Origin of the sequence: Parabacteroides sp. ZJ-118, assembly GCF_011038785.1 — a bacterium.
GTDB lineage: Bacteria > Bacteroidota > Bacteroidia > Bacteroidales > Tannerellaceae > Parabacteroides.
Map to the genome: position 1 here is coordinate 1 of NZ_JAAKDT010000009.1, position 11965 is coordinate 11965.

The 11965-nt window shown below is 46.2% G+C and carries 12 protein-coding genes; 3 read left to right on the plus strand and 9 right to left on the minus strand.

Translation table 11 applies throughout. The features are described 5' to 3' along the window. Positions 1-314: 314 nt before the first annotated feature. Positions 315-968 (minus strand): uracil phosphoribosyltransferase, encoded by a 654-nt coding sequence (gene upp, locus G7Y39_RS04200; RefSeq protein WP_165155376.1) that lies wholly within the window; start codon positions 966-968, stop codon positions 315-317. A 318-nt stretch (positions 969-1286) separates the two neighbouring features. Here upp and murB point away from each other — a divergent pair, with 318 nt between their 5' ends. Further along, positions 1287-2300 (plus strand): UDP-N-acetylmuramate dehydrogenase, encoded by a 1014-nt coding sequence (gene murB, locus G7Y39_RS04210; protein ID WP_165155378.1) that lies wholly within the window; start codon positions 1287-1289, stop codon positions 2298-2300. A 1-nt stretch (position 2301) separates the two neighbouring features. Then, positions 2302-3057 carry an MBL fold metallo-hydrolase gene (locus G7Y39_RS04215; protein WP_165155380.1) on the plus strand — a complete coding sequence of 252 codons (756 nt, stop codon included), beginning with the start codon at positions 2302-2304 and terminating at the stop codon, positions 3055-3057. Between the two features lie 81 nt (positions 3058-3138). On the opposite strand, the gene G7Y39_RS04220 is transcribed toward G7Y39_RS04215, so the two are convergent. The 3 genes from G7Y39_RS04220 to pheS form a co-directional block, all read right to left on the minus strand. Then, positions 3139-4020 (minus strand): hypothetical protein, encoded by an 882-nt coding sequence (locus G7Y39_RS04220; RefSeq protein ID WP_165155382.1) that lies wholly within the window; start codon positions 4018-4020, stop codon positions 3139-3141. Further along, on the minus strand, positions 4017-4655 hold the full coding sequence (nth, locus tag G7Y39_RS04225; RefSeq protein ID WP_165155383.1) for an endonuclease III: 639 nt from the start codon (positions 4653-4655) through the stop codon (positions 4017-4019). Before nth ends, G7Y39_RS04220 begins: the two co-directional genes overlap by 4 nt. Before the next feature lie 273 nt (positions 4656-4928). Next, on the minus strand, positions 4929-5948 hold the full coding sequence (gene pheS / locus G7Y39_RS04230; protein WP_165155384.1) for a phenylalanine--tRNA ligase subunit alpha: 1020 nt from the start codon (positions 5946-5948) through the stop codon (positions 4929-4931). Between the two features lie 179 nt (positions 5949-6127). Here pheS and G7Y39_RS04235 point away from each other — a divergent pair, with 179 nt between their 5' ends. Further along, positions 6128-7402: a hemolysin family protein gene (locus G7Y39_RS04235; RefSeq protein WP_165155385.1), complete on the plus strand. Its 1275-nt coding sequence runs from the start codon at positions 6128-6130 to the stop codon at positions 7400-7402. Between the two features lie 9 nt (positions 7403-7411). Here the strand turns inward: G7Y39_RS04235 and G7Y39_RS04240 are convergent, their stop codons facing one another. The 5 genes from G7Y39_RS04240 to G7Y39_RS04260 form a co-directional block, all read right to left on the minus strand. Then, positions 7412-8134 (minus strand): porin family protein, encoded by a 723-nt coding sequence (locus tag G7Y39_RS04240; RefSeq protein WP_165155386.1) that lies wholly within the window; start codon positions 8132-8134, stop codon positions 7412-7414. Positions 8135-8138: 4 nt separating this feature from the next. Then, positions 8139-8705, minus strand: coding sequence for a flavin reductase family protein (locus G7Y39_RS04245; RefSeq protein ID WP_165155387.1), 567 nt, complete (start codon positions 8703-8705; stop codon positions 8139-8141). A 73-nt stretch (positions 8706-8778) separates the two neighbouring features. Next, positions 8779-9243 (minus strand): aspartate carbamoyltransferase regulatory subunit, encoded by a 465-nt coding sequence (pyrI, locus tag G7Y39_RS04250; protein ID WP_165155388.1) that lies wholly within the window; start codon positions 9241-9243, stop codon positions 8779-8781. Positions 9244-9255: 12 nt separating this feature from the next. Next, positions 9256-10176: an aspartate carbamoyltransferase gene (gene pyrB, locus G7Y39_RS04255; RefSeq protein WP_165155389.1), complete on the minus strand. Its 921-nt coding sequence runs from the start codon at positions 10174-10176 to the stop codon at positions 9256-9258. A gap of 74 nt (positions 10177-10250) precedes the next feature. Next, the gene (locus tag G7Y39_RS04260) at positions 10251-11951 is read right to left on the minus strand and encodes an alkaline phosphatase (RefSeq protein WP_165155390.1); all 1701 of its coding nucleotides are present in this window, start codon (positions 11949-11951) and stop codon (positions 10251-10253) included. Positions 11952-11965 lie beyond the last annotated feature (14 nt).

Sequence of the window (11965 nt, forward strand, 5' to 3'; positions counted from 1 at the left end):
CCTCAAGGCGATAGTAGGCTTTGCGTTCACCCTTGCTGTTGGTTTTATAGACTGTTCCTATGTGCATGGGACAAAGGTCGGCATTGTACCGACGACAGCCAAAAGTCTGGGGGTACTACAGAGGGGGTATGGAACCAAAATAACCTAATTTTAACACATAGACACAGCAAAAACCGCATAAAACCATCGAAATTAAAGATTGTTTAACCTTACGAAAGGTCTATTGTGGCAATGTGGGTTAGGTGCGTGGCGCAAGTCTCCTAACCTACTTTTTTGCTCAGCCTTCGTTGCGTTGGGGGGCATGTTGATGACTCCTATTCCTTCTCGCCGAACGCTAAATCTCCGGCATCGCCTAATCCGGGAACAATATAAGAATGATCATCGAGGTCGTTATCTAATGCGGCGATCCAGATCGTAGTCTTGTCATCCGGCATTTTCTTCTGCAAGTATTCCAAGGCTTGTTGGCTTGAGATGATAGAGGCCACGTGTACATGGTCAGGTACTCCTTTGGTCAGTAGTGCCTCATACGCCAATTCCATAGAGCTTCCGGTAGCCAACATCGGGTCGGAAAGGATCAAGGTTTTACCAGTTAAGCGGGGAGAGGCGATATATTCGATGTGAATATCAAAATTCAAACGGTCTTTATATTTGCGGTAAGCGGATACGAAAGCATTCTCCGCATTATCCAGATACCGGAGGAAACCTTGGTGGAATGGAAGCCCGGCACGCAAGATCGTACTGATCACGATTCGATCGTCCGGCGTATTCATCGGGGCTATACCTAACGGAGAACGGATGTCTTTCGTACTGTAATGAAATTCCTTACTGATCTCGTAAGCCATGATTTCTCCGATACGCTCAACATTGCGACGGAAGCGAAGGCTGTCTTTTTGTATGTCTACATCTCTGAGTTCGGCTACGAACTTGTTTAATACGGAATTGATGTCTCCAAGATTAACGATTCTCATGAGTCCTTTTTGAGCCCAAAAGTAATCATTTCCGGAAACTAAAAACCATAAGTATGAAATTTTCCATTCATACCTATGATTTTTTATCCTCTCGCTGGAGATATTTTTACTACGTCTTCAGTGGTTTGATTATTTTAAGTGGGTATTTATCGCCTCAAGGAGGAATTTACCCGGTTTGAATTTTACGGTCGTACGAGTAGGGTAAGACGGGATTCTATATGTTTTAAGACCTTAGCGGAAGTCAAAGTTAATTCCGGAACTACATAATTTGCGGATGAGTTATTTATGACTACTTTTGCCTCAAAAATGAAATAGACGATGAGAATAGAGCAGAATTATTCGTTGGAGGAACACAATACCTTCCATCTCCCGGTAAAGACACGTTGGTTCATGGAGTATGAGACGGAGGAGGAGTTGCAACGAATCTTACAGGATGAATACTTTCAGGAATGTTTATCCTTGCATATAGGAGGCGGGAGCAATCTATTGTTCATCAACGATTATAATGGCATTATCATCCATTCCCGAATCAAGGGGATTTCTATCTCGGCGGAAACGGACGAGTATATATCGCTTCGTGTCGGAGCCGCGGAGATCTGGGATGATGTCGTGGCATATGCCGTATCGAAAGGTTGGGGAGGTATAGAGAATCTTTCTTTAATACCCGGTGAGGCAGGCGCTGCCGCTATCCAGAACATCGGGGCTTATGGCATGGAGATCAAGGATGTGGTGGAGAGCGTGGAGGCTTATAACCAATTGACATTCGAGAAACGGACTTTTACGAATACGGATTGTGAATATAGCTATCGTAATAGCTATTTCAAGAATGAGCATCATGACCCCTACATCATAACTTATATCACGCTTCGACTATCCAAGAACCCTAGCTTTTTGGTTAATTATGGGAACTTAAAGGAGGTGTTGACGAAATATTCGGAAGTTACTTTGGAAACGATCCGCGAGGCTGTCATAACGATTCGCAGGCAGAAGCTTCCCGATCCGAAAGTATTGGGCAACGCAGGCAGTTTTTTTATGAACCCGATAATTACGGTAGAGCATTTTGAGAAATTGAAAAAGCAATTTCCGGAGATTCCGTCTTATCCCGCTTTGGAAGGAAAGGTCAAGGTTCCGGCCGGCTGGTTGATCGAGCAATGTGGATTTAAGGGTAAAAAACATGGGTCGGTAGGTGTTTACGAGAAACAAGCCTTGGTATTAGTGAATTTAGGAGATGCCCAGGGGCATGAGATCGCATTGGTCGCAGAAAGCATCCGTACCGCCGTAAAAGATCGTTTTGGTATAGAGCTTATGCCTGAGGTTAAATATGTCGGATAAAATGAAAATCGTTTTTTTAGGGACAGGAACGTCTACGGGCAATCCTGAGATAGGTTGCCAATGTGAGGTATGTACTAGTAAAGACCCCCGTGATTGGCGTCTACGGGCCTCGATCCTGGTAGAGACGGAAGGGAAACGGATATTGATCGATTGTGGTCCGGACTTCCGTTGGCAAATGATAACCAATAAGATTTACCATTTTGACGCCGTTTTAGTAACTCATGAGCACTACGATCATGTAGGTGGCTTAGATGATCTACGTCCTTTTGGTCGGTATAAAGATGTGGATATTTATGCGGAAGACAATGTCGTGGAGGCGATAAAGACTCGCATTCCTTATGTGTTCCGGGAGCATAAATATCCGGGAGTGCCTAATTTGGTCTTGCATACGATCGGGACGAAACCGTTTGAGGTCGCCGGTGTCATGATCACTCCGATCCGTGTAATGCATGCTAAACTGCCGATCTTAGGTTTCCGTATCGGCAATATGGCTTACTTGACCGACCTTAAATATCTTCCGGAAGAAGAGTACGCTAAGTTGGGAAACCTTGATGTTTTGATTATTGATGCCCTTCGGAAAGGAGAGCATCAATCGCATGAGAGTCTGGAGGATGCCTTAGCGAATATATCCCGTATCCAGCCCAAGGAGGCCTATTTAATCCATATGAGTCATCGCATAGGGTTGCATGCGGTCGTTGAAAAAGAGTTGCCTCCGCATGTACATTACTCATATGATGGATTAACGGTGACTTTTTAGGCCATATATTAAAAAGATCCTTTATCTTTACAGACTGAAGATCTGGAGAATAGCTGCTTTCAAGAAAGAAGGGACTGAAGCTTAATTCCCACAAACTGTAAAATATGCCACGGCCTCGTCATGACTGACTTGTGTCGTGGTTTTTATTTGCGGGAATAGCCGATTGATCCGGGTGGTTATCGTATCGCATAAATTGGGGTAAAAGTTCTCCAAGGCTTTCTCATAGGGTTGCTCGTTGAAGCAGCAAAGATTTCCTTCATTATAGAACAAATCCATTGCCAACCATTGATTTTTCATTTTCCACTCCGTCGAGTCATTCATTTGAACCTGTAAATTTAAAGAGGCGCTTTGGATGAAGAGATTCATTGCGCCGCTCTTGCTTTTTTCACTAATTAGATTGGCTAATTCCGGAATGATCTGCGCGGGGTATGTTTGTTGCTTTTTCGCTGTCTCTACCAATAATTTTCGGTTGTAGGACGCCACGAACATTCCCTTGTGGTAGTAACAACCTAAAAAATGCTTATCAACATCCGGATAATACCTGGCAGGAACGGAAGTTTCCTCTCGTTGCTGGGCCGGAAAAGAGAAAGAGGCATCCAGTTGCTTGAAAATACGCTCTGCCGTATGACTATCCATAGGGGCGTATAAGACATCCCCCTGTGGATAATAAGCGATCAAGAAAGACGATAATTCCGAATTTTGCTGTATTAAGGAGAGGAAAATAGCGGGCATATGATCTGAGAACGCCTTGCGTATATTCTCCATGGGTAGTATCATCTTCTCGAATACAGGAGGACGATTGATGGCAAAAATAGCCGTAGGGGTCGGGACGACCAAGCTATAGGGATCTACCGTGACAACAAATTGCTCGTCGCTCATATTCTTGTAAAAGTACCTCACGCATACGATCGTGGTCAGAAACAAGACAACAAAAGCCGTTATGTCTTTCTTGCCGATCCTCATGTTTGTTTTAGGAAGTATTTACACCAAGGCTTTAATCCGCATCCCTCACATTTCGGTTTCCGTGCGCGGCAAACATATCTTCCATGCAATATCAACCAGTGATGGGCGATCGGGATCAACTCTTCCGGGATGTTCTTCACCAACTCCTTCTCCGTCTCCAAAGGCGTCTTGCTGTTATTGGTCAGGCCGATCCGGTTGGAGACGCGGAATACGTGCGTATCCACTGCCATGGTCGGCTTGTCATATACAACGGATGCGATTACGTTCGCTGTTTTTCTTCCTACACCCGGAAGTTTCTGTAACTCGTCAATCTCGGAGGGAACCACGCCTTTGAAGTCCTCCACCAGCATCTTCGCCATACCTACTAGATGTTTAGCCTTATTGTTCGGATAGGATACGCTACGTATGTATTCAAAGACTACTTCCGGTGTGCTGGCTGCCATTACCTCGGGAGTAGGGAAAGCCTCGAACAGGGCAGGAGTAATCATATTCACTCGTTTATCCGTGCATTGTGCGGATAGGATTACCGCTATCAACAATTGATACGGATCGTCATAATGTAGCTCAGTCTCAGCTACCGGTACGTTCTCCTTAAACCAGTTTAATACGCCCTTATATCTTTCTTCTTTTCGCATTATTTTTTCGGTCTCTATCTTTCGAGTCCTAAAGGTATAACTTTAATAGGAATATACAAGCGGAGATGCGCCAAAAAACAAACTGATCCCCAGAAACGGGTACACAGACGCGAACCGGGGTACGATCCCAAGGAAGGCCGCGATCAGGCCAAGGGTGTTGCTGGCAAGTACATGGAGTAGTATACTCCCGCAGAAGCCGATTGAAAAGGAACGTACCTCTCCCGGGCTGGGTTAAGACCCGGGGAGATGGTAAAAATGATCCAGGTTTTCAATTTAATTGGCCGACTCAAACTGTCTCAAGAAACGAACATCGTTTTCTGAGAACATGCGTAAGTCTTTTACTTGGTACTTCAAATTGGCGACACGCTCGATACCCATTCCCAATGCGTAGCCTGAATAAACCTTACCATCGATGCCACAGTTCTCAAGCACGTTCGGATCTACCATGCCACAACCGAGGATCTCTACCCAGCCAGTTCCTTTACAGAAGGGGCAACCTTTACCTCCACAAATGTTGCAGGAGATGTCCATCTCGGCGGATGGCTCCGTGAACGGGAAGTAAGAAGGACGTAAGCGAATCTTTGTGTCAGAACTGAACATTTCCTTGGCGAAGAACAATAAGGCTTGTTTCAGGTCGGCGAATGAGACATTCCTATCTACATATAACGCTTCTACCTGATGGAAGCAGCAGTGAGCACGATAGGAGATGGCCTCATTACGATATACACGTCCCGGACAGATAATACGGATAGGAGGTTCTTGCTTTTCCATTACTCGGGTCTGTACGGAAGAGGTGTGTGTGCGGAGCAATACATCCGAGCTGTGCTGGATAAAGAACGTATCTTGCATATCGCGGGCAGGATGGTCCTCGGCGAAATTCAAGGAAGAGAAGACATGCCAGTCGTCCTCGATTTCCGGTCCTTCAGCGATGCTGAATCCTAACCGCCCGAATATATCGCAGATTTCTTTCTTTACAAGTGATAGAGGATGACGAGTGCCTAGTCCGATCGGGTAAGCCGTACGAGTCAAATCGATAGCATCGCTCGCGGTCTGTACATTCTCAAAGCTTTCTTTTAATTCGTTGATCTTGCTCTGGGTTACTTCTTTCAGTTCGTTCAAGTATTTGCCAACCTCACGTTTTTGATCGGCCGCTACACTCCGGAAATCATTCATCAACGCCGATATCTCGCCTTTTTTGCTAAGATACTTTATACGCAAAGCTTCTAGTTCCTCGGCATTCGCCACTTTCATATTCTCCACTTCTTGAAGCAGAGCCTTAATTTTATCGAGCATTTCTAATCACACTTTGTATTTGTTGCGCAAAAGTACGCCTTTCTTTTGAAACTACAAGGGATTCGTAAGGTTTTTTAGTTAAATGTAAGCGCAGATATTTAGCAGATATTTAGGTGTCTTGTTTTGTATGTTAAAGTATTTATATATCTTCGCAGCAGAGTCAAACTATAAATTAATTAATGGAAATTGTCATTGTTATTGGCCTTATCTTATTTAATGGAATTTTGGCGATGTCGGAGATCGCCTTGGTCTCAGCCCGGAAGGCTAGGTTGGAAACGGAAGCGAAACGAGGTAGAAAATCCGCAGGCACTGCTTTGAAGCTGGCAAATGATCCAGATAAGTTTCTATCAACTATCCAGATCGGAATTACTTTGATCGGTATCTTGACCGGTTTGTACTCAGGCGATGCGTTAGCTTATAATTTCGCTGTTATAATAGCGCGAATGCCTGCTTTAGAGCCGTATGCGTTAGGGATCGCTAAAACGACGATCGTTATCATCGTAACATACCTTACACTTATATTCGGCGAGTTGGTACCGAAACGGATCGGTATGAGCTGTGCCGAGAAGGTTTCTATGTTAGTTGCCAAACCCATGAATTTTCTTTCTTCGATATCATCTCCTTTTGTTTGGTTGCTATCAAAGAGCACGGCATTGGCGGTGAAGATGACGGGCGTGGATACGAAAGAGGAAAATAGGGTGACTGAGGAAGAAATCAAGGCGATCGTGAAAGAGGGATTTGACGGTGGCGAGGTGCAAGAGGTAGAGCAGGATATCGTAGAGCGGGTTTTTAATCTGGGAGACCGTAACGTAGGTTCTATCATGACGCATCGTAGCGAGCTGGTTTGGCTGGATGTGACGGATAGTACGGAGAAGATCCGAGAGAAAGTGGAAGAGAACTTATTTAACATATATCCCGTGGCTTCGGAAAAGTTCGATAATATAGTTGGAGTTGTTTATCTGAAAGATTTGTTTGGAAGGATCGACCAACCGGATTTCTCGATCAGCCAAGTTCTCCGTCCGGCACAGTTCGTGCCGGAGAACCAAAGCGTATATAACGCCTTGGAATCTTTCAAGCAGACACACGTGAAATACGGACTCGTTACGGATGAGTTCGGAGGTATTCAAGGTATCGTAACCTTGAAGGATATTATGGAAGGCTTAATCGGGCAAGTGCCGGAAGTCGGGGAGGAGTCCGAGATCATACAACGTGAGGATGGTACTTGGTTGGTAGACGGCCAATACTCTTTCTATGATTTCTTGGCGTATTTTGACATGGAGGATTTATATGCTGAGCACGATTATAATACCTTGAGCGGCCTGATCCTGGAAGTATTGGAGCGTGTACCGAAAACGGGCGAGAAATTGAAATGGCTGAACTTTGGGTTTGAGATCGTAGATATGGATGGCGCCCGGATTGATAAGGTCTTGGTGAAGCGCTTGGCGGATTGTTAGGATTTCCTTTTAGAAGAGTAAGCCGAGCGACATGCTCATCACGTTCGTTCGCTTGTCTATATTGATATCATAATTAATCTCGGGAACCGGATTGTTGACCTCCTCGAAATCGGATTCCACTTGATTCAGTCCGAACTCGTAGACAATGTCGAAGAACAGCCGCCCGATGCTAACCCCTACACCCGTAGTGATATTGACTCCGAACGGGGTGTTATCATTCACGTATTCTACATGCGTGGTGGAAGACTCTGCCGTATAGGCGGTCTTATAGTTGTATTTTAATTTTGGACCGACCATAAGGCTAAGTCCGTAAGGTCCTTTCTTCACTAGATTATAGCCTACCAGTATGGGAACCTCCAAGGAACTGGTCTTCATCATCAAAAGGTCAGTAGTTGCCGGTGTATTGGACATCCTGTTATTCCCCGGCAGACTTTGAGGTATGGAAAAACGAATATTTCCCTCGGAGCGATGCCATGAGAAACTAGGCTGGAGGAAGAGCCGTTCTATATTGATCCGGCAAAAGATCGCTGCCAGATAACCTACCTTATATTCGATGTCTATATTCTCCGCTTCCTTCCCGTTGATGGAAAGGGAGTTTATGACTGGGAAAGTGGCGTTGAATCCTACTTTGGCTCCAACGTTGAATGCCTTGTCCTCGAAACGCATGAAGCTCTGGGCTTCCGCTAACAGACCGAAAGAGAGCAACGCTCCTATAAGGCAGACTTTTTTCATCCTGTCATTTTTTCTTTTTCACGGACCAGCCGAATTTACCGACAAGTTCACCTAACCCGTAATACTTACCGTGTGAGTAAGCTAAGAGATCGGCTTTCTGCATATTAAAAGCCCCTGTCTCGGGATCTAGATATCGGTCGTCGGCCTGTACGTTTACGACATCAGCGATAAACATATCATGACTTCCGAGGGCTATCACCTCCTTTACCCGGCATTCGATACAAAGCGGGGACTCATCTATCGTGGGGGCATTAACGACAGTCGCTTTTCCGGGAGTGAGCTTCATCTCCTCGAATTTATGATGGTCTTTCCCGGAGTTTACCCCGCACCAATCCGTGGCGTAGGCCAGCTCACGGTTCGTCAAGTTAATGACGAATTCCATATTCTTCTTCAAAATCGGATAAGAGAACCGTTCCGGACGTACAGATATATAGCACATTGCCGGGTTCGAACAAATCGTACCGACCCATGCGACTGTTATTATATTGTACTCGGAAGGCTCATTCCCGCAACTCACCATTACGGCAGGCAATGGATAGATCATGGTTCCCGGTTTCCAATCGTGCTTCATACTAACTTACGGTTTAGTTGACAATTGGCAGTTGACCGTTAAATGCCGCTGCGCGCAACTGTCAATTGTCAATTCATTTGATGATTATGTCTTCTTTATTAATCTTACGTTCGCAATAATGACATTTCAGGGTTCCTTTCTCCTTGTCGATCACGTGGAAGCGGGAGAGCATCGGTTCATTATTGGTGATGCATTTCGGATTGTTACATTTAACCAAACCAATCAGCTCATCGGGCAACGTAACTGTCTTCTTCTCCACGACCTCATAATCACGGATAATGTTCAATACAACATTCGGGGCGATCATGGCGATACGATTGATCTCGTCCTCCTCGAAGAACTTGTCGGCGATCTTGATCATACCTTTGCATCCCATCTTATTGCTATGGAAGTTATTGCCGATCGTGATCGTATTGTTCATTTTCTCCAGTCCCAGTAAAGCGGCTACCCGGAACAATTGGCTGGGAGGAATATGGTCTATGGCGGTACCGTTCTCCAAGGCGGCTACCTGCAACTCTTTTTTCTTTTCTGCTGACATAAAACTTTGTTTTTATTTGTCGATGGATATACCTAAAACTTCACAAATGATAGCTTGGCGAGCGAACAGCCCGTTGCGTGCCTGTTGGATGTAGTAAGCCTTTGGATTGTCATCTACATCGTAAGCGATTTCGTTCACACGGGGTAGCGGATGTAAGATACGTAGGTTTTCGCGGCTGTTTCCCAGCATGTCGTTACGCAGGATATACACGTTCTTTACCCGCTCGTACTCTTCCAAGTCGGTGAAACGCTCGCGTTGTACGCGGGTCATATAAAGGATATCCGTCTGGTTGATGATATCTTCCGTGAAATCGGTATGCTCCTCGTATTTGAGGCCATGCTTGTCGCAGAAATTCTTTTGCTCGTCCGGCATGCGCAGCTCGTTGGGTGCGACGAAATGGAAGGTCGGATGGAAGTGAGACATTCCCACGATCAAGGAGTGAACCGTGCGGCCGTACTTTAAATCACCGACCATCGTGATGGTGAGGTTATCCAATTTACCTTGTGTCTTACGGATGGAATACAAGTCCAGCATGGTTTGCGAGGGATGTTGGTTCGCTCCGTCACCTGCGTTGATGATAGGTACATCCGTTACCTCGGAGGCATAGCGCGCGGCTCCTTCCAGATGATGTCTCATAATGATCAAGTCCACGTAATTGCTTACCATCAAGATCGTATCTTTCAAGGTCTCGCCTTTGGAGGAACTAGTCGTGGAAGCGTCCGAGAAACCGATCACCCGCCCGCCTAAACGGTTCACGGCTGTCTCGAAACTCAGTCTCGTACGTGTAGAGGGCTCGAAGAACAGGGTGGCGGCGACTTTGCCTTCCAGTAATTTCCGGTTTGGATTCTCCTCGAACTTCCTTGCGTTATCCAGAATGCGAAGAATGTCCTCTTTGGAACATTGATCGATAGAAACTAAACTTTTACTTTTCATAGGTTGTGTATATTCTGTCTTATGTACGCGAATGTATAAAAAAAGCGGAGACCGAGGGGCCTCCGCTTTATATTTTATTTTAAGAAATCAGCCAGACTTGCCGGAAGATAGAATGTGTTGTTTTTATCGACATAAACGATGACAGAATTTAACCGTATCTCATGCTGACTTTTCTTCCCGGACTTCACGATATTGGTGAACGGATTGATCGTCAGCTGTTTTTTCTTATCTTTCTTGTTCTTAACGATCAATGTCGGAAACCCTTTCTCGTCAGCGGCGGGGACGATCTCGCAAGTGTAATCCTTGAATACGTCCGTGTGGCGCGCGAAGTTCTTGCGCGTAAGCTCTTCCAAGTTGTCGTGTGTCAATCCGAACAGATTACATAAGTACTCATTCAGCTCGATGTTCGTATTCATGCCGAGAGGCAAGGTGCCTTGCGGGTGGTAAGCGGCAAGGAATACTTCCTCGCCCGTATGTCCACCGGTCGTGAAGCCGAAGCAGGTGCGGGAGGTGATGATATGCGCCATCAATCCGGTCAGTGAGCCACTGTACAGGGAGGAATTATCTTCCTGTTTGCGTTGCTCCTCCGGTATCGGGCTGTTCTTGTAGTCCTTGCAATTGTTCAATGCGTTCATCTCTTCCGGGGTCAGCTCGAAGCCGGCGTAGGTGCGGAATACATCTTGCACCTCAGCGTTAGGGACGCTGTTTACCTTCTTGGCGAAACCCTCGGCGGTCAGCTTATAAAGAGACAGTTGATGAAACAATTGCTCTTTCGTCAGTTTGTCGTAGCCTCCACAATCTCTTCTACCCAGGCTGATACCGCTGTTGCCATGGTCGGGTACGACGACAACGGCTGTCTCGCCGTTCTGGCGCGCGAACTCCAATGCGACGCCACAAGCACGGTCGAATGCCAGGAATTCAGTAGCCATACCTATCGGATCATTCCCATGAGCGGCCCAGTCTACCTTACTGCCTTCTACCATCAAGAAGAAGCCCTTTGGGTTCTTGGATAATTTGTCGATCGCCTTACGGGTCATTTCCTCGATGGAAGGTTGCTCCTCCGGATCGCGGTCAAGATCGTAAGCCATATCCTTGTCGCCGTATAGAGACCACATCTTTAGGCTATTATCTGCGCGCATGCCTTTCAGGTCATTTTTGTAGACATTGTATCCGTTCGCCAACAGATAATCTTCCATATCCTTTGTAAGGATAGACACTCCGCCTCCGATAACGACATGGATATCATTATGAACCATCTGCGGAGCGATCCAGTCGTATCTGCCGCGGTTGTAGCTATGCGCGGAGCAGTCCGCCGGGGTGGCGTGCGGAAATTCGCAGGTGAAGACCAATCCGGTAGATTTCCCTTGCAATATCTTGCCGGCTTCCAGCACCGTGGTAAGCGGTTGGAAGGCACGGGCCGGGTCGGTCGGGTAGATATCGTTATCACCGTCGTTCTCCGGATAAGTGGATACATAACCCGTACGGCTCGGCTGTCCGGTCATGTAGCAGGATGTGGTAGGAGCGGAGTCGCCGATAGGGGCGTTAGAGGAATGCGTACGCACCGTTCCGCACAAGTACGGATCGATATTCAATTTCGGTTTGCCAGGATCTTGGTACCATTGCAACCAACGGGCGATAGAGATGGTCGCCAGCGAGGTCCCGTCCGGGATTAAGAGGATCACGTTCTTGACGGGCTTCACGTTCTCCTTTTCTACAGCGTTAGCCGGCAGAATGATGATAGCCAGCAAAAGCAGGAAAGCTACTGTTCTTTTCATGTGCTTCAGTTTAA